The 22,034-nt window shown below is 73.5% G+C and carries 19 protein-coding genes; 10 read left to right on the top strand and 9 right to left on the bottom strand.

Annotated elements, in window-relative coordinates; all coding sequences use genetic code 11:
- Window positions 1-36: 36 nt before the first annotated feature.
- Both MUE36_02130 and MUE36_02125 read left to right on the top strand, forming a co-directional pair.
- On the top strand, window positions 37-900 hold the full coding sequence (locus MUE36_02130; GenBank protein MCU0309726.1) for a hypothetical protein: 864 nt from the start codon (window positions 37-39) through the stop codon (window positions 898-900).
- A gap of 12 nt (window positions 901-912) precedes the next feature.
- Window positions 913-2,112, top strand: a complete 1,200-nt coding sequence (locus tag MUE36_02125) for an amidohydrolase (protein ID MCU0309725.1) — start codon at window positions 913-915, stop codon at window positions 2,110-2,112.
- On the opposite strand, the gene MUE36_02120 is transcribed toward MUE36_02125, so the two are convergent.
- Genes MUE36_02120 through modA form a run of 3 tightly spaced genes read right to left on the bottom strand, consistent with a single transcriptional unit; the run spans window position 2,109 to window position 4,788 of the window.
- On the bottom strand, window positions 2,109-3,179 hold the full coding sequence (locus tag MUE36_02120; protein ID MCU0309724.1) for an ABC transporter ATP-binding protein: 1,071 nt from the start codon (window positions 3,177-3,179) through the stop codon (window positions 2,109-2,111). The genes MUE36_02125 and MUE36_02120 overlap by 4 nt on opposite strands.
- Entirely contained in the window at window positions 3,176-3,997 is an 822-nt protein-coding gene (locus MUE36_02115; GenBank protein ID MCU0309723.1) for an ABC transporter permease, read from the bottom strand. Before MUE36_02115 ends, MUE36_02120 begins: the two co-directional genes overlap by 4 nt.
- Window positions 3,994-4,788, bottom strand: coding sequence for a molybdate ABC transporter substrate-binding protein (gene modA, locus MUE36_02110; GenBank protein MCU0309722.1), 795 nt, complete (start codon window positions 4,786-4,788; stop codon window positions 3,994-3,996). The genes MUE36_02115 and modA overlap by 4 nt, the downstream gene beginning before the upstream one ends.
- A gap of 55 nt (window positions 4,789-4,843) precedes the next feature.
- Between modA and MUE36_02105 the strand changes: the two genes are divergently transcribed.
- From MUE36_02105 to MUE36_02090, 4 genes are all read left to right on the top strand, one after another.
- Entirely contained in the window at window positions 4,844-5,386 is a 543-nt protein-coding gene (locus MUE36_02105) for a PadR family transcriptional regulator (protein MCU0309721.1), read from the top strand.
- Between the two features lie 36 nt (window positions 5,387-5,422).
- Window positions 5,423-7,054 carry an AMP-binding protein gene (locus tag MUE36_02100; GenBank protein MCU0309720.1) on the top strand — a complete coding sequence of 544 codons (1,632 nt, stop codon included), beginning with the start codon at window positions 5,423-5,425 and terminating at the stop codon, window positions 7,052-7,054.
- Window positions 7,055-7,165: 111 nt separating this feature from the next.
- Window positions 7,166-8,461 carry a DUF1800 domain-containing protein gene (locus tag MUE36_02095; GenBank protein MCU0309719.1) on the top strand — a complete coding sequence of 432 codons (1,296 nt, stop codon included), beginning with the start codon at window positions 7,166-7,168 and terminating at the stop codon, window positions 8,459-8,461.
- Window positions 8,462-8,476: 15 nt separating this feature from the next.
- Complete coding sequence (locus tag MUE36_02090; protein MCU0309718.1) at window positions 8,477-10,954, top strand: DUF1501 domain-containing protein; 2,478 nt, start codon at window positions 8,477-8,479, stop codon at window positions 10,952-10,954.
- Here the strand turns inward: MUE36_02090 and MUE36_02085 are convergent.
- From MUE36_02085 to MUE36_02075, 3 genes are read right to left on the bottom strand one after another with little or no spacing between them, the layout of a single operon-like run.
- Window positions 10,951-12,630 (bottom strand): acyl--CoA ligase, encoded by a 1,680-nt coding sequence (locus MUE36_02085; protein ID MCU0309717.1) that lies wholly within the window; start codon window positions 12,628-12,630, stop codon window positions 10,951-10,953. The genes MUE36_02090 and MUE36_02085 overlap by 4 nt on opposite strands.
- 2 nt (window positions 12,631-12,632) lie before the next feature.
- Window positions 12,633-13,553, bottom strand: coding sequence for a hypothetical protein (locus MUE36_02080; protein ID MCU0309716.1), 921 nt, complete (start codon window positions 13,551-13,553; stop codon window positions 12,633-12,635).
- Window positions 13,550-14,380 carry a PaaI family thioesterase gene (locus MUE36_02075; GenBank protein MCU0309715.1) on the bottom strand — a complete coding sequence of 277 codons (831 nt, stop codon included), beginning with the start codon at window positions 14,378-14,380 and terminating at the stop codon, window positions 13,550-13,552. Before MUE36_02075 ends, MUE36_02080 begins: the two co-directional genes overlap by 4 nt.
- 102 nt (window positions 14,381-14,482) lie before the next feature.
- Between MUE36_02075 and MUE36_02070 the strand changes: the two genes are divergently transcribed.
- The gene (locus MUE36_02070) at window positions 14,483-16,201 is read left to right on the top strand and encodes an amidohydrolase family protein (protein ID MCU0309714.1); all 1,719 of its coding nucleotides are present in this window, start codon (window positions 14,483-14,485) and stop codon (window positions 16,199-16,201) included.
- 22 nt (window positions 16,202-16,223) lie between these two features.
- Here the strand turns inward: MUE36_02070 and MUE36_02065 are convergent, their stop codons facing one another.
- Window positions 16,224-17,012 carry an SDR family oxidoreductase gene (locus tag MUE36_02065; protein MCU0309713.1) on the bottom strand — a complete coding sequence of 263 codons (789 nt, stop codon included), beginning with the start codon at window positions 17,010-17,012 and terminating at the stop codon, window positions 16,224-16,226.
- 258 nt (window positions 17,013-17,270) lie between these two features.
- Between MUE36_02065 and MUE36_02060 the strand changes: the two genes are divergently transcribed.
- On the top strand, window positions 17,271-18,671 hold the full coding sequence (locus tag MUE36_02060) for an ABC transporter substrate-binding protein (protein ID MCU0309712.1): 1,401 nt from the start codon (window positions 17,271-17,273) through the stop codon (window positions 18,669-18,671).
- An 83-nt stretch (window positions 18,672-18,754) separates the two neighbouring features.
- Here the strand turns inward: MUE36_02060 and MUE36_02055 are convergent, their stop codons facing one another.
- Window positions 18,755-19,489 carry an SDR family oxidoreductase gene (locus MUE36_02055; GenBank protein MCU0309711.1) on the bottom strand — a complete coding sequence of 245 codons (735 nt, stop codon included), beginning with the start codon at window positions 19,487-19,489 and terminating at the stop codon, window positions 18,755-18,757.
- Window positions 19,490-19,531: 42 nt separating this feature from the next.
- A complete protein-coding gene (locus MUE36_02050) occupies window positions 19,532-20,710 on the bottom strand; it encodes an o-succinylbenzoate synthase (GenBank protein ID MCU0309710.1) in 1,179 nt (392 codons plus the stop codon).
- An 86-nt stretch (window positions 20,711-20,796) separates the two neighbouring features.
- On the opposite strand from MUE36_02050, the gene msrA reads away from it, so the two are divergent.
- Entirely contained in the window at window positions 20,797-21,441 is a 645-nt protein-coding gene (msrA, locus tag MUE36_02045; protein MCU0309709.1) for a peptide-methionine (S)-S-oxide reductase MsrA, read from the top strand.
- A gap of 65 nt (window positions 21,442-21,506) precedes the next feature.
- Window positions 21,507-21,884 carry an MmcQ/YjbR family DNA-binding protein gene (locus MUE36_02040; GenBank protein ID MCU0309708.1) on the top strand — a complete coding sequence of 126 codons (378 nt, stop codon included), beginning with the start codon at window positions 21,507-21,509 and terminating at the stop codon, window positions 21,882-21,884.
- Window positions 21,885-22,034 lie beyond the last annotated feature (150 nt).

Below are 22,034 nucleotides of genomic sequence, written 5' to 3'. Positions count from 1 at the left end.
CGTCGCCGCGTGCGGCGCGCCCTACGATCGGCGCCCATGACCGGTTCCGGCTCCGACGTGGTGGTGACGCCCACGCGCCGTCGCGCCGACGGTGGGCCGAGCGCCCGGTCGCTGCTCGTGGGCATCCTCGGGCAGTACGTCATGCCGCGGGGCGTCGACGTCTGGACGTCCACGCTCGTCGGTGCGCTCGAGGCCCTCGGGGTCGAGGAGCGGGCGGCCCGCCAGGCGGTCAACCGGACGGCCGCCGACGGGTGGCTGGTCGGCGAATCGGTCGGGCGGTACACGCGCTGGTCCCTGTCGCCCGCCGGGCGGCGCCTGCTCCAGTCCGCCCGCGATCGGCTCGCCCGCTCCCTCCTGCCCGACCGCGAATGGGACGGCCACTTCCTGTTGGTGAGCCTGACCGGCCCCCCGCCCGACCGCCTCCGCCGCGACCGGCTCGCCTCGGGCCTCGACTTCGAGGGCTTCGGGTCGCTCGGGCCGAGCCTCTGGGTGTCGGCCGACCTTCGTGCCGAGGCGGGTGCCCGGGTCGTGCTCGGCGAGCTCGGCCTCGAGGCGGGAGCCGTCTTCTTCACCGCCGCGCCGACCGCGGGTTCGGCGACGCCCGCCGAGGTCGTCGCCGGTGCCTGGGACCTCGAGGGGGCGGCTCGGGCCCACGAACGGTTCCTCGCCGACTTCGCCGACGCCGAGCCGGTCGACGACCGCGAGGCGTTCGCGTTGCGCACCCGTCTCGCCCACGAGTGGCGCCACCTGCTCAGCATCGACCCGGCGCTGCCCTCGACCCTCCTGCCCGCCGACTGGGCGGGCGCGAGGGCCAAGGCCCGCTTCACCGAACTCCAGGCGCGCTGGTCCGAGGCCTCCGAGACGTACTACACAACCTTGTCGGAGCGGCCCGTTGCGTAGTAGGTTGGTGACATGACCGCCCCCGCGTACCCCTGCTTCGACGCCGACAACCACTACTACGAGGCGCTCGACGCCTTCACCCGGCACCTCGATCCCCGCACCGGGCCCCGCACCATCGAGTGGTGCGAGATCAACGGCCGCAAGTACCACGTCATCGCCGGCAAGGTCTGCCGGGCGGTCGTGAACCCCACGTTCGACCCGGTGTCGCCTCCCGGGATCCTGAAGGACTACTTCCGGGGCAACCCGAGCGGCGAGTCCCCGCTCGAGCTCATGAAGCAGCGTGAGCCGATCCGCCCCGCGTACCGCGACCGCGACGCCCGCATCGCCACCCTCGACGAGCACGGCCTCGAGAAGTGCTGGCTCTTCCCCACGCTCGGCATGATCTACGAGGAGCTCCTCAAGCACGACCCGGTCGCCGTGCAGATGGTCTTCACCGCCTTCAACCGATGGCTGGAGGAGGACTGGGGCTTCGCGTACCGGGACCGGATCTTCGGGGCGCCCTACTTCTCGTTGGTCGACGTCGACTGGGCGGTCGCCGAGCTCGAGTGGGCGCTGGACCGCGACGTGCGCACCATCGTGATGCGGCCCGCCGCCCCCACCACCGTCGACGGGCCCCGCTCGCCGGCCGACCCGATGTTCGACCCCTTCTGGGCCCGGGTCAACGAGGCGGGCATCACCGTCGTGGCCCACGCCGGGGACAGCGGCTACTCCTCCAACGGCTATGCCGAGGACACCGGGTTCTCGGCCAACTTCAACAGCGGCAACCGCCCGCAGCCCATCAAGATGGCGACGATGTTCGACCGGCCGATCGAGGACTTCCTCGCCGCACTGGTCTGCGACAAGCTCTTCGAGCGCTTCCCCAACGTGCGGGTGGCGTCGGTCGAGAACGGCTCGGGTTTCCTGAGGGCGTTGCTGAAGAAGCTCGACGTGACCCACGCCAAGATGCCGGGCTGGTTCCCCGAGCTGCCCTCGGAGACCTTCCGCGAGCACGTCTGGATCAACCCGTTCTGGGAGGACGACGTGCACGAGCTGGTCGAGCTCATGGGTGCCGACCGCATCATCTTCGGGTCGGACTGGCCCCACATCGAGGGCATGCCCGAGCCGCTCGACTACGTCGACGAGCTCAAGAACTTCTCGCTCGAGGTGCAGCGCATGATCATGCACGACAACACCGACGGCCTGAACGAGCGCCGCCCCGCCTCGCACGCCTAACCCGGGTACAGCCGCACCTCCGTGGCCTTGGCCACGGCGAACACGCCGTCGCCCGGCGCCAGGGCCAGCTCGGCCAGCGCGCCCGCGGTGATCTCCGCCGTCGTGGCGGGAGGACCGTCGAGGCGGACCCGGGCGCGGTCGTGGAAGACCTGGATCCCGGCGATGCGCGTCGGCCAGCAGTTGCGGGGGCTGCCGGTCGGGGGCTCCCGGTAGAGGGCGATGGCGCGCGGTTCGAGCGCGGCCAGCCCGGGTCCGCCGACGGGCGTCGTGTCGGACCGGATGCCGTGCACCAGGACGCCCTCGGGGGTGACGAGCACGTCGCCGTCGAGCACGCCCGTCACCAGGTTGACGCCGGCGAGATCGGCCACGTAGTCGGTGGCCGGGTGGGCGCCGAGGTCGGCGAGGGCGCCCTCCTGCACGACCCGGCCGTCCTCGAGCACGACCACCCTGTCGGCCAGCACGTGGGCGTCGACGGGGTCGTGGGTGACGAGGAGCGTCGCCAGTCCGGTCTCGTCGAGGTGGCGGCGCAGGTCGATGCGCACGTCGACACGGGTGGAGGCGTCGAGTGCGGCGAGGGGTTCGTCCAGGAGCAGCGCCCGGGGTTCGGCGGCGAGGGCGCGGGCCAGCGCCACCCGCTGGCGCTGGCCGCCCGACAGGACCCCGGGCCGCTCCCCGCCGCGCTCGGCGAGACCCACGACGTCGAGCCACTCCCGGGCGCGGCGACGCGCCTCGCCCCGGCGGATCCCCGTGGCCCTCAGGCCGAACGCCACGTTCTCCAGGACGTCGAGGTGCTCGAACAGCGCCAGGTGCTGGAGGACCACGCCGAGGCGCCGGCGTTCCGGCGCGACGAACCGGCCGATCAGCGGGTCGTCGAGCACCTCGTCGTCGAGGGTGACGCGCCCGCGATCGAGAGGGAGGAGCCCGGCGAGCACCCGCAGGAGCGTCGTCTTGCCGGCGCCGTTGGGGCCGAGGAGGGCCACGACCTCGCCCGGGCGGACGCCGATCGCGGCGTGCAGGTCGAGCGTGCCGACGCGGAGGCCGCCGTCGGCGACGAGCCCGCTGTTCACGCTCTGGTCCCGCCGGGGGCGAGCCCTCCGCCGAGCCAGCGGTGGCGCAGGGACACCAGCACCGTGAACGAGATGGCCACCATCAGCAGCGCCACGAGGACGGCCTGGCCGGGGTCGGTCTCCAGCGCCTGGTACACGGCCAGCGGGAGCGTCTGGGTGGTGCCCGGGAAGCTGCCGGCGAAGGTGATCGTGGCGCCGAACTCGCCGAGCGCCCGGGCCCATGCCAGCACCGCCCCGGCCACGAGCGCCGGGCGGATGGTCGGCAGGGTCACTCGGCGGAAGGTGTACCAGGGACCGCCGCCGAGCGTCCGGGCGGCCTCCTCGGCCTCGGTGCCGGCCTGGCGGAGCGCGGCGTCCACCGTGATGACGAGGAACGGCATGGCCACGAACGTCTGGGCCAGCACCACCCCGGCGGTGCTGAACGGAAGCCGGATGCCGAACCAGTCGTAGAGGTGCTGGCCGACGATGCCGCGTCGACCGAGGGCGGCGAAGAGGGCGACGCCGGCCACCACCGGCGGGAGCACCATCGAGAGCGTGGAGAGCGCTCGCAGGCCGGCGCGGCCGGGGACGGTGCTGCGGGCCAGCACCCACGCCAGGGGGACGCCGAAGACGAGCGACAGGACGGTGGACCAGCCCGAGGTCCAGAGCGAGAGGCGCAGAGCGGTGAGGGTGTCGGGGGCCGTGAGGATCGCCCAGGCGTCGCCCCACGGGGCGCGAGCGACGAGGCCCACGATGGGCAGCGCGAAGAACACCGACGCCACCGTGGCCAGCACCGCCACCGGGAGCGGGACCCGCCGGACGCGGGGGCGGCGGGTCACCCGGGAGGGGCGAAGCCGGCGTCCGCGAGGGCCCGCTGACCCACGGGGCCGGCGAGGAACGCCACGAAAGCATCGGCCAGGTCGGGTCGCGACGCCTCGCGCAGCGCGGCGGCGGGGTAGGTCGCCACGATGCCCACCTCGGTGAGCTCGACGCCGGTCACGGCTCCCTCGGACGCGGCCACGTCGGTGCTGTACACGATCCCGGCGTCGGCCTCGCCGGCGGCCACCTTGGCGAGCACCGCCCGCACGTCGGCCTCCTGGCTCACGGGCCGGACGGTGACCTCGGCGTCGGCCAGCGCCTCGTCGGCGTACCTCGTGATGGGGACGGCGGGCCCGGCGGCGACGTACACGACGCCGGGTGCGGCGAGGTCGGCCAGCCCGGTGATCCCGAGCGGGTTGCCGGGGGCGACGGCGATGGCGATCCGGTTGCGGGCGAACACGACGGGCGACCCGGACAGGAGGCCCTCGCCCGCCAGCGCGTCCATCGTCGCCTCGTCCGCCGACGCGAACACGTCGGCCGGGGCGCCCTCGCGGATCTGGGCGGTCAGGGCGGAGGACGCCGCGAACGAGGCCGCCACCGTCACACCGGCGTTGGCGGCCTCGAACCCGGCGGCGACGGTCCCGATCACGTCGGTCAGCGACGCGGCGGCGAGCACCGTGACCTCGCCGCCCGCGAGCGCCGTCGGTCCGGTCGCCGGGGCGGTCGCCGTCGTGTCCGAGCCCCCGCATCCGACGGCCACCAGGAGCGCGGCCAGGGCGACGAACAGCACGGGGAGGCCTCGGGTCCGCATGATCCGACTGTAGTCAACTTCTGACTACTGCGCCGTGGCCCGGTACGATCGCCCGGTGCCCCGCAAGCCCACGGACGCCGACCTCGCCCAGCCCGTGTGCCTGGCCTTGGTGGTCGAGGGGATCGAGCACGGTTGGGCGGTCGGCACGGCGCTCGCCCCCGGCGGGGAGGTCGGACGGATCTGGTCGCTCAGTCGACCGCTCGTCTACCGGGCGATCGACCGGTCGGTCGACGACGGCCACCTCCGGCGCCGAGGCACGGCGCCCGGCGGCGGCCGGACCCGCACGCTCCTGGCGCCGACCGCCGCCGGCCGCCGGAGCGACGCCCGCTGGCTCGAGGAGCCGGTCGCTCACCTCCGCGACGTGCGCACGGAGCTGTTGTTGAAGCTCGAGCTCCGTCGCCGGCGCGGCCTCGGCAACGCCGACCTGCTCGAGCGTCAGCGTGAGCGGCTGGCCCCGGTGATCGAGGCCGTCTCGCGGGGCGGCGACGACCTGGTGGCCCGTTGGAGGGCCGAGCAGGCCGAGGCCGTCGAGCGCTTCCTCGTGAGGGCCCGCGCCGCGGAGGCGCCTCGGCGGGGCGGACGGCCCGGTCCGGGGTGACCGGCCGTTCGCGCCCGTGTGTCACGATCGTCGTCCATGACCGCATGGAACTTCGCCGACGTGTGGGAGACGGTCGCCGCCACCCTGCCGGAGGCACCCGCGCTGGTGCAGGGCCGACGGCGTCTCGACTGGTGTGAGTTCGACCGCCGGGCCGACGCCCTCGCGGCGTGGCTGTTGGCGGAGGGGGCCGAGCCCGGGGAGACCGTGGCGCAGTACCTCTACTCCTCCCCCGAGTACCTCGTGTCGGTCTTCGCGGCGTTCAAGCTCGGGCTGGCGCCGGTCAACACGAACTACCGCTACGCCCCGTCCGAGCTCGCCTACCTGTGGGACAACGCCGACGCCGGCACCGTGGTCTTCCACGGGGAGTTCGCCGATCGGGTGGACCGGGTCCGCGCCGAGCTCCCCGGGCCGCGGCGCTGGGTGTGGGTCGACGACGGGAGCGGGCCGTGCCCGCCCTGGGCGACCGACTGGGACGAGATCGTCGCGTCCTCCCCTCACGACGGCCCGACGCTCCCGCGCTGGGGGCGCAGCCCGGACCAGCTCTACCTCGTCTACACGGGCGGCACGACGGGTCTGCCGAAGGGCGTCATGTGGCGCCAGGACGATCTGTTCGCCCTGCTCAACGCCTCGGCGGCGGTGCGCCACCCCGACGACGGCGGCCTGGAGGGCGTCGCCGCCTCGCTGGTGAAGCCGGGCCCGGTCCACCTGACCGCGGCGCCCCTCATGCACGGCACCGGGGCCTTCAGCTCCTTCATGGCGCTGTCCAGCGGCGGTTCCGTGATCACCCTGGTCGATCGCCACTTCCCGGTCGTCGAGATCCTCGACACCGTCGAGCGCGAGCAGGTCAAGAGCATCGCCATCGTGGGTGACGCCATGGCCAAGCCGCTGCTCGCCGCGCTCGACGCCGAGCCCGGGCGATGGGACATCTCCTCGCTGCGGGTGATGACGTCGTCGGGGGTCATGTGGTCGGCGCCGGTGAAGCAGGGGCTCCTGGCCCATGCGCCCCGCCTCCTGTGCGTCGACACCCTGGGGTCCTCCGAGGCGGTCGGGATGGCGCTGTCGGTCGCGTCCGCGGACGGCGAGCGGGGCCGGGCCGGCACGGCGTCGTTCACCCTCGGCGACGACACCAAGGTGCTCACCGAGGACGGCCGCGAGGTCGTGCCCGGCAGCGGGGAGATCGGGATGATCGCCATGCGGGGGCGGGTGCCGCTCGGCTATCACAAGGACCCCGAGAAGTCGGCGGCGACCTTCCGCCATCTCGGGGGATCGCGTTGGTCGGTGCCCGGTGACTACGCCACCGTCGACGCCGACGGCACGTTGCGCCTCCTCGGCCGCGGGTCGGTGTGCATCAACACCGGTGGCGAGAAGGTGTACCCCGAGGAGGTCGAGGAGGCGGTCAAGGGCCACCCCGACGTCGTCGACGCGGTCTGCGTCGGCGTGCCCGACGATCGCTTCGGCGAGGTCGTCGTGGCGATGGTCGAGCTCTCCCCGGGGGCGGAGCTCGACGAGCAGGCGGTCATCGCCGAGGTGAAGGAGCACCTGGCCGGCTACAAGGCCCCCAAGCGCGTCCACGCACTGGCGTCCCTCGACCGGGCGGCCAACGGCAAGGCCGACTACAAGGCCCTCACCCGCCGGGCGGTCGAGTTGACGTCCGACACGGGCGGGTGACCGTGGGCGGACACTCCCGCGTCCGACCACTCTCCGTGAATCGATAAAGCGCGGAGCGTGATCGGTCGATACGGACCGGGAAAGGCCCTGACCCCGCCAACCGGAGCCTCCATGCCCACGCCTGCCGCCGACGTCGCCCACCTCCTGCGCCGCGCCGGCTTCGGCGGCACCCCGGCCCGCATCGCCGAGCTCGGCGCCCTCGACCGGGTGGACCTCGTCGACGCCGTCCTGTCCACCACCGGCGCGCCCGCCGACGACCCCCCGGCGGCGATCGCCGACCCGGCCGTCGACCAGTACCCCAAATGGGTCGCCGCCACCCAGTGGTGGCTCGACCGGATGGCCACGAGTCCGACGCCCATCGTCGAGAAGATGACCCTGTTCTGGCACGGCCACTTCGTCTCGGGCCAGGGCAAGGTCTTCGACATGGACTGGATGGTCCGCCAGAACCGCCTCTACCGGTCGCTGGCGCTCGGGAGCTTCCCCACCCTCACCCAGAAGATGGCGATCGAGCCGGCGATGCTCGACTACCTCGACAACCGGCGCAACCGAGCCGGCCAGCCGAACCAGAACTTCGCCCGGGAGCTCATGGAGCTCTTCACGATCGGGGTCGGCAACTACACCGAGGCCGACGTCGACGCCGCCGCCAAGGCCTGGACCGGCCACCGGATCAACGACACCACCCGCCAGTACGAGCTCTACGCCCCGTGGCACGACACGACCCAGAAGACCTTCATGGGCGTGACGAAGAACTGGGACGGGCCCGACATCATCGACCACCTCCTCACCAACGCCACCACCCGGGCCCTGGCAGCCCGCTTCGTGGCCCGCAAGCTGTGGCTCTTCCTCGTCGGCCCGGAACCGTCGTCCGCCACGCTCACCACCATCGCCACTGCGTTCGCATCACAGCTCGACATCCGCGCGCTGCTCAGGGCGATCTTCCTCCACGACGACTTCTGGACGACCACCGCCCGCCAAGGCCTCGTGCGCTCGCCGATCGAGTTCGCGGTGGGCGTGATGCGGGCGACCGGCCTCGCCGGCGTCGACGCCAACCCGCAGTGGTGGCTGGGGTCGATGGGCCAGGAGCCGTTCGACCCGCCCAACGTGTCGGGCTGGCGGACCAACGGGTACTGGATCTCGACGAGCGCGGCGTCGGCGCGCGCCGGGTTCGTCCGGTACGTCACGTGGCGGGCACGCGACCGCGGGGTCCTCGCCTCGACCCTCAGCGCCACGCCCACCGTGGCCGTCCAACAGGCCTTCGACACCTTCGCCGTCGACCGCGCCAGCGCCCGGACCCGTTCGGTGCTCGAGGCATGGGTGAGCGCACAGCGCAGCGCCGGCCAGTCGTGGGCGGTCCAGCCGAACCTCCTGACGCTCGTGCCCCTGACCCCCGAGTTCCAGCTCGCCTGACGCGGGGAGATCACCGTGCTGCCACCCGACATCGAGACCGCCGACGCCCTCGCCCACCTCACCGTCCCTCCCGACCGCTCACCCGGTGGCGTCGGGCGCCGCCGCTTCCTCCAGGCCGTCGGCCTCGGGCTGGGCGGTGCGGTGGTGGGACCCCAGGCCCTGGCCGCCCTGGTGCCGGGCTGGGAGGACTTCGCCGATGCGGCCCCCATCGGCCCGACCGACGGCGTGCTGGTCGTGCTGCTCATGGGAGGCGGCAACGACGGCCTGAACATGGTGGTGCCCACCGGTGACAGCGCCTACTACGCCCAGCGGGGTGCGCTGGCCATCCCCGCGACCACGGCTCTCCCGCTCGCCGGTGGCTTCGGGCTCCATCCGAGCCTCACCTTCGTGAAGGAGCGCTACGACCAGGGCAAGGTCGCGGTCGTGCGCGGCGTGGGCCTGGCGAACCCCGACCTGAGCCACTTCACGTCGATGGCCACCTGGATGCAGGCCTGGGCGCCGGGTGGGCCGCCCACGTCGGGTTGGCTCGGCCGGTGGCTCGACGGCATGAACACCCAGCCCGACCCCTACAGGGGGATCAGCATCGGTTCGGGTGTCCCGCTCCACCTCGCCGGCGCGACGACCAAGGCCACCGCCGTCGGCTCCAGCTCGCCGGCGTTCGGGGTGAGCACCGACGCCAACGACCAGCGGATGTACCAGGTGCTGCGCGACCTCGGATCGGCCTCGACCACCACCGGCGCCTGGGGCGATGCGCTGGCCAGGAACGGGGCGCTGCTCATCGAGACCTCCGCGGCGATCGCCCCCTCGTACAGCCCGGAGCTGCCGTCCGGGAAGCTGGTCAAGGAGATGACCCTGGCGGCGCGGCTGATCAACGCCGACCTCGGGGTGCGGGTGCTCGGCGTGAGCTACGGCGACTTCGACAGCCACGCCAACCAGCCCGCGATGCACGACGCCCGCATGGCGGAGCTCGACGCCGGCCTGCGCGCCTTCTTCGCCACCCTCTCGCCGACGTTCGCCGGCCGGACCACCGTGATGACCTTCTCGGAGTTCGGTCGGCGCCTGGAGCGCAACGGCTCGAACGGCACCGACCACGGCACGGCCTCCTCGCTGTTGCTCGTCGGCCAGAACGTGGCCGGGGGGCTGAAGGGCACGCCGCCCTCGCTGACCGCCCTCACCCCGGGGCGCCAGCTCATCGCCACCAGCGACTTCCGGCAGGTCTTCGCCACCGTCCTCACGAGGTGGCTGAACGCCGACGCCCGGCAGATCCTGGGGGCCGACTACGCCCCGCTCGACCTGTTCGCCCTCACCCCCGGGCAGGTCGTCCCGCCCCCGCCCCCGCCCGTCGTCACCCCGACGCCGGCCATGTTCAACTCCCTCGTCCCCTCGCGCATCGTCGACACCCGTGACGGGACCGGCGGCACGCTCGCCCCGGTGGCGGCCGGCTCCCCCCGGCTCGTCCAGGTCGCCGGGCAGGGCGGCATCCCGCCTTCCGGCGCCACCGCGGCCGTGCTCAACGTCACCGTCACCGGTGCCACCCGGGACAGCTGGCTCACGGTCTCGCCGAGCGGCGTCGCCACCCCGGACGCCTCGAACCTGAACTTCGTCGCCGGCCAGACGGTCCCCAACCTGGTGATGACGAAGCTCGGAGGGGACGGCAAGGTGGTGCTCACCAACGCCGTCGGGTCGGCGCACGTCGTCGTGGACGTGGTCGGCTACTACGGCACCGCCGCGGGAACCCGGTACACGCCCCTGTCACCGTCCCGCATCCTCGACACCCGTGACGGCACGGGCCGCAGCGGCGCCCGGACACCGCTCGGCACGGCGGCGATCGACCTCACCGTGGCCGGGGTGGGCGGGGTGCCCGCGACGGGCGTCGACGCGGTCGTTCTGAACATGACCACCACCGCCCCCGACACATCGAGCTGGCTGACCGTCTGGCCCAAGGGGGCGACGCAGCCCAACGCCTCCAACCTCAACTACGAACCGAACGACACGGTGCCCAACCTCGTGGTGGCCAAGGTGGGCACCGGCGGGAAGATCAGCATCGCCAACGCCCGGGGCTCGACCCACTGCATCGCCGACGTCGTCGGCTACTTCAGCGCGACCGCGACCGCCGGCCGCCACCTGGCGCTGCCGCCGGCCCGCATCCTCGACACCCGCAGCGGGGTGGGGCGGACCGGGACGGCGATCGTCCCGCCCGACCAGCCCGTCGAGCTGAAGGTCACCGGGGTGGGGGGCGTGCCCGCGACCGGCGTCACGGCCGTCGTCGTCAACCTCACGGTCACCGCGCCGACGACCTCGGGGTGGCTCACCGTGCACCCGACCGGCGAGACCCGGCCCACCGCCTCGAACCTCAACTTCGCCGCAGGTCAGACCCGGGCCAACCTCGTCGTCGCCAAGGTCGGGACGGGCGGGAAGATCTCGGTCGTCGGCTCGGTGGCCTCGTGCCACATCGTGGCCGACGTGGCCGGCTACTTCGTCCCGTCCCCCTAGGCCGGCCGGCCCCCGAGCACGTCGTCGCGCAGCTCCCGCTTGAGGATCTTCCCGGTGGCGCCGCGGGGCAGGGGTGCCTCGTGGACGAACCAGCGCGTCGGCACCATGAAGGCGGCGATGCGCTCCCGAAGGAAGTCGGTGAGCTCGTCGACGTCGATCGAGACGCCGGCCCGGGGCTGCACGGCGCACGCCACCTCCTCGCCGAGGCGGTCGTGGGGCAGACCGAAGACGGCTGCCTCGTGGACGCCCGGGTGCTCGTAGACGGCCGCCTCGACCTCGGCGCAGTACACGTTCTCACCGCCGCGGAGCACCATGTCCTTCAGGCGATCGACGACGAACACGAAGCCCTCGTCGTCCACGTAGCCGAGGTCGCCGGTGTGCAGCCACCCGTCCTTCAGCGCGGCCTCGGTGTCCTCGGGCCGGTTCCAGTAGCCGCGGAAGAGGCTCGCCCCGCGGAAGCAGATCTCGCCGACCTCACCGGTCGTCCGGGCGGCGCCGTGCTCGTCGACGACCCGCACCTCGATGATGGGGACCACCCGGCCGGTGCTGGCCGGCTTGGCGAGGTAGTCGTCGCCGCTGTTGCTCGGGCCGTAGGCGTTCGTCTCGGTCATCCCGTACCCCAGCATCGGCCGCGCCGTGGCGAAGGAGCCGTCGATGCGGCGCACCAGCTCGGGCGCCATGGGCGCGCCCCCTCCGCTGACGTTCTGCAGCGACGACGTGTCGCGGGTGGCGAAGTCCGGGCAGGCGAGGAGGTCGGCGGCCATCGTCGGCACCCCGACGAAGTTCGTCACCCGCTCGCGCTCGATCAGCTCGAGCGCCCGGGCGGGGTCCCACTTGTGCAGCATCACGAGCTTGGCGCCGCTCAGCGTGGCGCCGAGCATCACCGGGATGCACCCCGTGACGTGGAAGAGCGGCACCACGAGGATGAACGCAGGACGGTGCGCCGGCGCCTCGCCGGGGTCACGCCGCAGCATCTCGACGACCGTGCGGCACGCGAACCCGAACAGCCCGGTGAGCACCGCCCGGTGGGTGGAGACCGCGCCCTTGGGGTGGCCGGTGGTCCCCGAGGTGTAGAGGATCGTGGCGTCGTCGTCCGGATCGACGTCGACGTCGGGTCGTCGGGAGCCGGCCACCACCACGTCACGGAGGTGAGCGGCAGGCGGGGCGAGTACGGCGTCCGAGCGGACGACGACGGCCTCGACGTCGATCTCCGCCAGCCGGTCGGCCACCCGTGCGTAGCGGTCCTCGTCGGCCACGAGCACCGTCGCTCCCGAGTCGGTCAGGCCGTACTCGAGCTCCGGGCCGGTCCACCACGCGTTCAACAGCACCGCCACGCCCCCGATCGAGGTGATCGCCGCGTAGGCGACGATCCACTCCGGGAGGTTGCGCATGGCGATGGCGACGCGGTCGCCGCGGATGATCCCGTAGCGCTCGACCAGCGCGGCGGCCAGGGCGTCGATCTCTCCCAGGACGTCTGCGTACGACCACTCCTCGTCCTCGTAGACGACGAAGGTGTCGTCGCCGCGGTCGCGCAGCGATTCCCAGTGGTCCCGCAGCGAGCGGGGAGCGGTGGCGAAGACCCTGGTCGGGTGACCGCACACGGTCGCCTCGACGATCTCCATCGGACCGCCCGGGCCGGTCACGAAGGCCACCGCCTCCTCGAACGACATCGCCATGTTCAGCTCTCCTCTCGGCCCGGTCGGACCGGTCGGACGGTGAGGGCCGCCAGCGTGAGCAGGCGGTCGTCGGCGCCCCGGTCGCGCACCGACACCCGTACGAGGTGGTCGTCGCCGCGGCTGCCGACGAGCTCGCCCACGGCGACGATCGGGCCGACGCGGCCGGGGCTCAGGAAGTGCATCACCAGGTCCGACACGCCGAGGGCGTCGGCGTCCGCGTCGATGCCCGTGGGATGGGCCGCGGCGGCGCGCCCGGCGGCGTCGACGGCCACGGCCAGCGCGCCTCCGTGGACGATGCCCCACGGGTTGCGGACCCGCGCGGGTGCGGCGAGGTGCACCTCGCCCGGCCGGTCGCCGGGTCGCAGCCCGAAGAAGCCCGCGGGTGGGCCGGCGTAGGCCGGGTCGTCGACGGCGGGGACGGGCCGACGACGCAGCGGACGGGGGATCGGCGGGGGGCCCAGCTCGGGGGTCAGGATGGAGCTGGTCATCACCGCGCCGGCCAGCGTCCGGCCGTCGTCACCGGTCAGGTCGACGGCGCAGACGACCGTCGAGCGACCCCGGCGGAGGACCCTCGCGAGGATCGTGACGGCGCCATCGCTCCCGGCGGGCGGCGGCGCGGTCGTGCGGCGCACGGCCAGGTTGGTGGTGACGATCCAGTCGGGGAGCACGGCGAGCCCGCCGGCCATGCCCCCGACGTTGTCGACGAGCGTGGCCAGGATGCCGGTGCCCAGGCGGCCGTCGGGTTCGAGCAGGTGGGTGCCGGGCTCGAAGCGGGCCACCACCTGGACCCCGCCCGCCGGGTCGGGCTGCTCGTCCATGGTGGTGGGCAGGTACAGGGGCACCCCCATGCCCCGGGCCTCGAGCTCGGCGACCGGCGGGAGCTCGTCGGCGGCGCCGGGCCACGCGGGGCGTGCGTCGGTCACGAGGCCACCGCCACGGCGCTCGCCCGGGTGAGGACCTCGCCGCCGCGCCCACGATCGGTGACCTCGACGGTCACCGTCGCCCGTCCGGTGGAGGCGGCGTGGCCGGGGTCGTCGAGCAGGGTGGCTCGGGCCCGGATCGGGCCGATGCGGCCGAGCTCGAGGAAGGTGACGTGCAGGTCGACCGTCTCGGCCGCCCGCCCGAACGCCGCCGCGGCGGCGCCGGCCGCGGCCGCGTCGATCCCCGCGGTGAGGAAGCCGCCGTTGAGCGCGCCGAGGCTGTTGCGCACCTGATCGCGCAGGGCGGTCTCCACCACCCCGGAACCGGTGTGCTCGATGCCCACCGCCTCGGCGAACGGCCGTGAGCCCACCGCCGCACCGGGGAGCATGGCTCGTCGACCCGGTTCCACGGCGGGGAGGACAGGCGCGCCGGGGGGTTGGGGCAGCACGGCGAAGCTGATCGTGGCCAGGCCGGCGGGCTGGTCCCGGTCGCCGCGCAGCTCGACCTCCACCACCAGCGTGCGTCGACCCCGCCGCCGGATGTGCATCGTGCCGACCAGCTCGTCGGTGCCGCCGGTCGGGACGAGGTGCAGCGTCATGTCGGCGGTGGCGACGCGGTCCGGGCTGCACGCCCGGATCGATGCCATCCCGCCCATCATGTCGACCATGGTGGCGACCGCGCCGAGGAGGGGCTCGCCCGACGCCGTGCGGATCGCGTCGGTGACGGGCAGGAACCCGTCGAGGGTCCCGTCGTCCTTCAGGTCGATCTCCATGCCCAGCTCACCCAGGACGTGGTCGTCCGGGGGGTAGCGGAGCTCGGGAGCGGTCACGGGAGGCGATCCTACGGTTCCGGCGCGGACGACCCGGCCCGTTCGGCGCGAGGATGGGCGGGCGCGTGGGCACTGCGGCCCGCGAAGAGGGGGGTGCGATCGATGCTGGATCTGGTGGTGCGGGGCGGGACGGTCGTCGACGGCACCGGGGCGCCCGGGTTCCGGGCCGACGTGGGGGTTCGCGACGGTCGGATCGTGGCCGTCGGCACGGTCGACGAGCCGGCCGCCGCGGAGATCGACGCCGGCGACCGGGTGGTGGCGCCGGGGTTCGTCGACCTCCACACCCACTACGACCCGCAGATCATGTGGGACCCGGCGGCCACGCCGTCGTCGCTGCACGGTGTCACGACGGTGATCGGCGGGAACTGCGGCTTCTCCATCGCGCCGATGGACCGGGACGCCGCCGAGTACCTCCTGCCCATGCTCGCCCGGGTCGAGGGGATGCCCGTCGAGGCGCTCGAGGCCGGGCTCGACCTCGAGTGGGACGGTTTCGGCTCGTGGCTCGACCGCCTGGAGGGCCGCGTGGCGGTCAACGCCGGGTTCCTGGTCGGCCACAGCGCGCTGCGCCGGATGGTGATGGGGGAGGACGCCGTGGGCCACGAGGCGACCCCCGCCCAGCTCGACGCCATGGTGGCCTTGCTCCACACGAGCCTCGACGCCGGCGGTCTGGGCTTCTCGAGCACCTCCTCGGCCAGCCACAGCGACCACCTCGGTCAGCCCGTGCCGTCGCGGTTCGCCACCGACGCGGAGTTCGTGGCCCTCGCCGCAGCCGTCGCCCCGCACCCCGGGACGACGCTCGAGTTCATCCCCGCCGCGGCGGCCCGCTTCACCGACGTCGAGGTCGAGCGGATGACGGCGATGTCCGTCGCCGCCCGGCGCTCGCTGAACTGGAACGTGATGGTGGTGGCCTCGGGCGAGGAGGCCCGCGAGTCGCGTGAGGCCAAGCTGGCCGCCTCCGACCACGCGGCCTCGCGGGGTGGTCGGGTGGTCGGGTTGTGCCTCCCCGAGCCGATGCGCATGCGCCTCTCCTTCGCGACCGGCTTCGTGCTCGACATCGTGCCCGGGTGGGCCGACGTGCTGCACCTCCCCCACGGCGAGCGTCGGGCGGCGCTCGCCGACCCCGCCACCCGCCGGCACCTCGCCGAGTCGGCCGCGTCGGCCGGCCCGGCGCACTCCATCGCCCGCTTCGCCGACTACACGATCGTCGACGTGGCGGCCCCTGCGCAGCAGGGCCTGGTCGGGCGGACCATCGCCTCGATCGCCGAGGAGCGCGGCGTCGAGGCCATCGACGCGTTGCTCGACGTGGTCGTCGCCGACGACCTCGCCACCGGGCTCGAGCCCGTCTCGATCGGCACCGACGACGAGGCGTGGGCCGAGCGGGTGCGGCTCCTCGACAGCGACCCGCGTGTCATCGCCGGGGGCTCCGACGCCGGCGCCCACCTCGACATGATGAAGACCTTCGCCTGCCACACCAGCTTCCTGGCCGAGGCGGTCCGCAACCGGGGCCTCATGGGTTTCGAGCGGGCGGTCCAGCTCTTCACCGACGCTCCGGCCCGGTTCTACGGGCTGACCGGCCGCGGTCGCGTGGCGGAGGGGTGGTGCGCCGACCTCGTCGTGCTCGACCCCGCGACCGTGGGGCCGGGCACGGTGGCGCCGCGTCGCGACCTCCCGGGCGGGGGATGGCGCCTCTACAGCGAGGCGACCGGGGTGACCTCCACGATCGTGAACGGCGTCGAGATCGTCCGCGAGGGCCGCGTCACCGGCGACACCCCGGGCACCACCCTGCGCTCCGGGCGCGACACCGAGACCGTGGCGATCTGACGTCCGTGGCCCTGGTCCCCCGCTACAGGTCGGGGAAGGGCAGCTCGAGCGTCGAGGCCTGCGTGCCGCCGTCGATCTCGATGATCTTGCCGGTGACGTAGCGCGACGCCGGCGAGGCCAGGTACAGCACACCGAGGGCGATGTCGGTGGGGTCGCCGATGAACCGCAGCGGTGTGGCGGCGATCATCGCGTCGCGGATCTCGGGGAGCTCGAGCACGGTCTCGAGGGCGGAGGTGGCCGTCGACCCGACGGCGATGCCGTTGACGCGCACCTTGGGGTTCACCTCGGTGGCGATGTAGCGGGTGAGGTGGCTGAGGGCCGCCTTGGCCGTGCCGTAGGAGGTCAGGCCCCGGCTGGCCACCCGGCCGGCCATCGACGAGATGTTGACCACGCTGCCGTGGTGCTCGACGAGCTGGGGGAGCGCGGCCTGGGTGAGGGCGAGCGCGGTGGTGACGTTGAAGTGGAACGCCGCTTCGAACGACCGGGCCGACAGCTCGGTGAACTGGCTCGGCGGGGCGCCGCCGGCGTTGTTGACGACCACGTCGATCCGACCGAGCTCGTCGACGGCGCGCTCGGCGAGCCGGGCGAGGAAGTCGAGGTCGTTCACGTCGCCCGGCACGACGACGGCGCGGCGGCCGAGCTCGGCGACCTGCGCGGCGACGGCGTCGAGCTGCTCGGCGGTCCGGGCGATGATGACGACGTCGGCGCCGGCCTCGGCCAGGGTGAGGGCACTGGCCGCGCCGATCCCCCGTCCGGCGCCGGTGACGACGGCGACCTTGTCGTCGAGGCGGAATCGATCGAGGATGCTCACGGCCGGGGACCCTATCCGCCGAACCCGCGCCCGGCGGCGCCGGCACGGTCGGGTGCGGGCGGGCCGACGGGAGCCCGGGATCCGACCATCTGGTTGACGAGGTTCATTGACCCGATCACGTACCGGGTTTGTCGGCACAGCCGCGCTCGGCCTAGGTTGCCTCGCCGTGACGGCCGTCTCCGCGGCCTCACCGCCGGTGGCCCCCGCCGCCGGTGCCGGGGAGCCGCCCTGGTGGTCGGCTCCGGACATGGGGGTTCCATGAATCACAAGCGTCTGCGCTGGCTCGGCGTCCTCGCCGTGCTGGGTCTGCTCCTGGCCGCCTGCGGCGGCAGCCGCTCCGAGGACGAGGCCGCTCCGTCGACCTCGGCCGAGGCCGGCGAGTCGGGTCCCACCGACGGGTTCGGCGACCTCGAGTCGCCGTGCGGTCCCGCCGAGGGCACCAACACCGCCACCGGCGAACAGGGCGTCACCGCCGACACCGTGACCATCGGCTACGGCGACGACGCCGGCTTCAGCGGTGCGCCCGGCCTGAACAAGCAGATGTCGCAGGCCGTCGAGGCCATGATCGACTGGTGCAACGACCAGGGCGGCATCAACGGCCGCACCGTGGTCGGCAACTACTACGACGCCAAGATCCTCGACTCCACCAACGTCATGCTCGAGGCCTGCTCGCAGGTCTTCATGCTGGTCGGTCAGGGCTGGTCCCTCGACGGCGCCGCCGAGCAGACCCGCGTCGGTTGCCAGCTCCCGCAGGTCCCCGGCTTCACCGTCAGCTCGACGGTCGCCCACGGTCCGCTCACCTACAACTCGGTGCCCAACCCCGTCGACCTCACGCCGATCGGCCAGGCCTACCTCCTCGCCGAGAAGTACCCCGAGCAGGTGAAGAAGGCGGCCGCCGTGTTCGGCGACTACGCCGCCACCCGCGAGTCCACCGAGAAGGCGCTGGACACCTACCCGCAGGCCGGCTGGGAGTTCATCCCCGAGTGCGAGCAGACCTACCCCATCCAGGGCAGCGTCGTCTGGGCGCCCTACGTCCAGAAGCTGAAGGACTGCGGCGCGGAGTTCGTGTTCTTCTCCGGGTCGCCGCTCCCGAACTTCCAGAACTTCCTCGACGCCGCCGCGCAGGCGGACTACGACCCGCTCTGGATCACCGACTCGAACTTCTACGACGCCAGCTTCGCGGCGGCCAACGCCAGCGGGAACGCCGACAACGTGTTCACCCGCCTGGCCTTCGTCCCGTTCGAGCAGGCCGACCAGAACGAGGCCACGCAGCAGTACCTCGACGTCATCGAGGCCTCCGGCGGCGAGCCGGCGCTGCTCGGTGCCCAGTCGACCTCGTCCTTCCTCCTCTGGGCCACCGCCGCCAAGGCGTGCGGGTCGGACCTGACCCGGGCGTGCGTGCTCGAGGAGCTCTCGAAGGTGACCAGCTGGACCGGTGGCGGCCTCCACGCCGAGGCCAACCCGGCCGGCAACGAGCCGCCGGACTGCGTCGTCGTGATGCAGATGCAGGGCACCTCGTTCGTCCAGGCCCTCCCCGAGGCCCAGGGCGAGTTCTCCTGCGACCCGAAGTACATCGCCACCGTCGACCCGTCGGTGCCGACCGTGGCCGCGGCCCAGCTCGGGCCCGACCGGATCTCGACGGCCTACACCGGCGGCTGAACGCCACCGCCGTCACGACGAGGACCCCGGCTCCGGCCGGGGTCCTCCCGCGTCCGGGGCCGGGCGCGGGCGCCCGGGCCGGCTCAGACCACGAGCCCCATGCCGCCGTCCACCGCCACGGTCTGCCCGGTGACGTAGTCGGCCTGTGCGAGGTCCAGGGTGACCCTCGCCACCTCGGCGGGCGTGCCCGTGCGCCGCAGGGGCGCGGCGTCCTCCACCCGGGCGCGGAGCGCGTCCCAGTCCTCGGTCCACGGGGTGTCGATCAGGCCGGGGGCGACGGCGTTGACCCGCACCAGCGGTCCGGTCACCTTGGCGAGCAGCGTGGTGAGGTGGATCAGCGCGGCCTTCGACACCGCGTAGGGGATCGAGCTCCCGGTCTGGCGCAGACCGGCGAGCGACGCCATGTTCACGACGCTGCCGGCGCCCGAGTCGCGCAGCGCGGGGAGGGCGGCGTCGGTGACCGACCACGCACCGACGACGTTGACGTCGAAGAGGCGGCGGAACAGGTCGCCGCTCAACGCCTCGAGGCGGTGGTGGGGGATCACCTCCGTCACCCCGGCGTTGTTGACCAGCACGTCGAGCCGGCCGAAGCGCTCCAGGGTGGCCGCCACCAACGCGGCCCCGGCGCCGTCCGAGGCGACGTCGCCCTGCACGTACAGGGCGTCGGGCAGCGACGCCGCGACGGCCCGGCCCGCCTCGACGCTGCGAGCGGAGTTGACCACCACCCGGGCGCCCCGCTCGGCGGCGAGGCGCACGACGGCCTCGCCGATCCCGCTCGAGGACCCGGTGACGACCACGACCCTGCCGCTCAGCTCCATGTCGACACCATGGGTGCGGAGCCTACGGGGCGAGCGTGGAGCCTATGGGGCCTCGTCGGCGCGGATGGTCTCGACGTGGGTGGTGAGGCGGACCAGGGCGGCCTCGTCGAGGTCGACCCCGAGCCCCGGCCCGGTGGGCAGCGCGAGACGCAGGGGGCCGTCCGGGTCGACCGGTCCCTGCGGCGCGACGACGTCGTCGCGCACGACGTCGGTGGTGATCGGGACGTCGCCCGGCAGGGTGCACGCCGGATGGTCGGCGAGGACGAGGTTGGCGGCGCGTCCGAGGCCGGTGTCGAGCATCCCGCCGATCCACGCCGGCACGCCGGTGCCCGCGCAGCGGTCGAGCACCTCGACCGCCGTCAGCCAGCTGCCGTAGCGCGGCGCCTTCACGCACACCACGGAACAGGCCCCCATGTCGAGGGCCTGCGCGGTGGCGGCCGCCGAGGTCAGCGACTCGTCGAGGCAGAGCGGCGTGGCCAGCCGGCGGGCCAGCTCGGCGTGGTCGAGGAGTGCGTCGGTCCCGAGGGGCTGCTCGAGGCAGGCGATCCCGAGGTCGTCGAGGGCACCGAGGCGGCGGGCGTCGTCGGGCGCCCCCGGCTCGCCGTCGAGGCGGTACGCGCCGTTGGCGTCGAGCACCAGCACCGCGTCGGGTCCGGCGGCGGCGCGGGCGGCGCGGGCGTGGTCGAGGTCGAGACCCGGGGCGATCTTCATCTTCACCCGTCCGTAGCCGCGGGCCACCAGCGTCGCCACGGCGTCGGCGGTCGCATCGGGGGAGGCGCACAACCCGAGCGTGGCGCCGGCCGGGACCTCCGGCGGGGGCGGCGGGCGGTCGCCGAGCAGGTGCTCCGCCAGCGACCGGTGACGCCCCCGCAACTCGGCGTCGAGCAGCGCCAGCTCCAGTGCGGCCTTCGCCATCGGATGGCCGACCACCCCGGACAGCACGTCCCCGACGTGGGCGGCGACCGGCTCCCGCGGGTCGTCGCGGCCGGCCGCGAAGAGCCGGGGCACGAGGTGGCGGCGGAGGGTCAGCAGGGCGCCCTCCACGTACTCGGCGCTGTAGGTGGGATCGGGGAGGGCCGCGCACTCGCCCCATCCCTCGCCGTCGTCGCCGACCACCCGGACCAGCACGGACCGGCGCTCGTCCACCCTGCCGTGCGCCGTCGCGAAGGGGGTGACGAGCGGGAGCGCCACGATCCGCAGCTCCACCGACTCGATCCTCACGTCCCGAGGTTACGGCGCCATCGGCGGGGCTCCGAGCCGGTCCCCGACCGATGGCCCCGCGGCCGCCGGCGGTAGCGTTCAGCGTCATGTTCGGACTCCGGAAACCAGAGATGGTGACGCCCGAGAAGGCCCTGCCCGGCCGTGGTGACCCCATCGTCGTCCCCCGCCCCCACGCCGTGCTCGGCACGCCGCTGGTGCCCCCGTTCCCGGAGGGGTTCGGCGTGGCCCAGTTCGGGATGGGCTGCTTCTGGGGCGCCGAGCGCATGTTCTGGCGACTCGACGGCGTGCACACCACCGCCGTCGGCTACGCCGGGGGCATCACCCCCAACCCCACCTACGAAGAGGTGTGCTCGGGCCGCACCGGTCACACCGAAGCGGTGCTGGTCGTGTTCGACCCCGCCGTGATCGCCTACGACGAGCTGCTGCGGGTCTTCTGGGAGGGGCACGACCCGACCCAGGGGTACCGTCAGGGCAACGACGTCGGCACCCAGTACCGCTCGGCGATCTACGCCGCCGACGCCGACCAGCTGGCTCGGGCCGAGGCCGCCCGGGACGCCTTCCAGCGGGTGCTGACGGCGGCGCACTACGACCAGATCACCACCGAGATTGCCCCGGCCGGGCCGTTCTTCTACGCCGAGGACTACCACCAGCAGTACCTCCACAAGGTGCCCAACGGCTACTGCGGGCTGGGTGGCACCGGGCTTTCGTGCCCGACCGGCCTGTCGACGTAGCTGGAGTTCGACTCCTTGACCGGCCCGCTGTCCGCGCCGAAGCTTGCGGGATCGCCCACCCGCTGATGTTCGACGACGCCGATCCCTGGCTGATCCGGCTGCGCGACGTGTGCCTCGCCCTGCCGGGTGCGGCGGAGAAGGTGTCCCACGGACGGCCGTGCTTCTTCACCAAGAAGATCTTCTCGATCTACGGGGCGGTCACCAAGGGTGACCACGGCTCGGGCCGATTCGACCGGGCCGTGCTGGTGCTCCCGGACCCGGACGAAGCGGCGGCGTTGCTGGACGATCCCCGGTTCTTCGTGCCGGCCTACTGGGGCCCCTCCGGCTGGATCGGTCTCGACCTCACCGTCGCCGCGATCGACTGGGCGGAGATCGCGGAGCTGGTCGAGGACTCCTTTCGGATGACGGCCCCCGCTGCGCTGGTCGCACGGCTCCCGGGGTGACGGATCGGGTCGGATCAGGACGGTGACGGGGCCCGCGGGTGATCGCGAACCCCGTCTATGACCGATCGACGGGGTTCGCTCTCCGAGCGATCGCGGCCACGTAGGGTCTGCGCCACGGACCAGCCGGGTTCCGCCGACGAGAGGTAGACA

The sequence above is a fragment of the Acidimicrobiales bacterium genome, assembly GCA_025455885.1.
Taxonomy (GTDB): domain Bacteria; phylum Actinomycetota; class Acidimicrobiia; order Acidimicrobiales; family Acidimicrobilacustridaceae; genus Rhabdothermincola_A.
The sequence above is the reverse complement of the archived record's forward strand: the minus strand, read 5'-3'. Positions and strand labels throughout refer to the sequence as shown.

What these genes read in the sequence shown, in the direction of transcription:
- MUE36_02130 (MCU0309726.1), top strand. Translation starts at nt 37, where the DNA reads ATGACCGGTTCCGGCTCCGACGTGGTGGTGACGCCCACGCGCCGTCGC.
- MUE36_02125 (MCU0309725.1), top strand. Translation starts at nt 913, where the DNA reads ATGACCGCCCCCGCGTACCCCTGCTTCGACGCCGACAACCACTACTAC.
- modA (MCU0309722.1), bottom strand. Translation starts at nt 4,788, where the DNA reads ATGCGGACCCGAGGCCTCCCCGTGCTGTTCGTCGCCCTGGCCGCGCTC.
- MUE36_02100 (MCU0309720.1), top strand. Translation starts at nt 5,423, where the DNA reads ATGACCGCATGGAACTTCGCCGACGTGTGGGAGACGGTCGCCGCCACC.
- MUE36_02095 (MCU0309719.1), top strand. Translation starts at nt 7,166, where the DNA reads ATGCCCACGCCTGCCGCCGACGTCGCCCACCTCCTGCGCCGCGCCGGC.
- MUE36_02085 (MCU0309717.1), bottom strand. Translation starts at nt 12,630, where the DNA reads ATGGCGATGTCGTTCGAGGAGGCGGTGGCCTTCGTGACCGGCCCGGGC.
- MUE36_02070 (MCU0309714.1), top strand. Translation starts at nt 14,483, where the DNA reads ATGCTGGATCTGGTGGTGCGGGGCGGGACGGTCGTCGACGGCACCGGG.
- MUE36_02060 (MCU0309712.1), top strand. Translation starts at nt 17,271, where the DNA reads ATGAATCACAAGCGTCTGCGCTGGCTCGGCGTCCTCGCCGTGCTGGGT.
- MUE36_02055 (MCU0309711.1), bottom strand. Translation starts at nt 19,489, where the DNA reads ATGGAGCTGAGCGGCAGGGTCGTGGTCGTCACCGGGTCCTCGAGCGGG.
- msrA (MCU0309709.1), top strand. Translation starts at nt 20,797, where the DNA reads ATGTTCGGACTCCGGAAACCAGAGATGGTGACGCCCGAGAAGGCCCTG.
- MUE36_02040 (MCU0309708.1), top strand. Translation starts at nt 21,507, where the DNA reads ATGTTCGACGACGCCGATCCCTGGCTGATCCGGCTGCGCGACGTGTGC.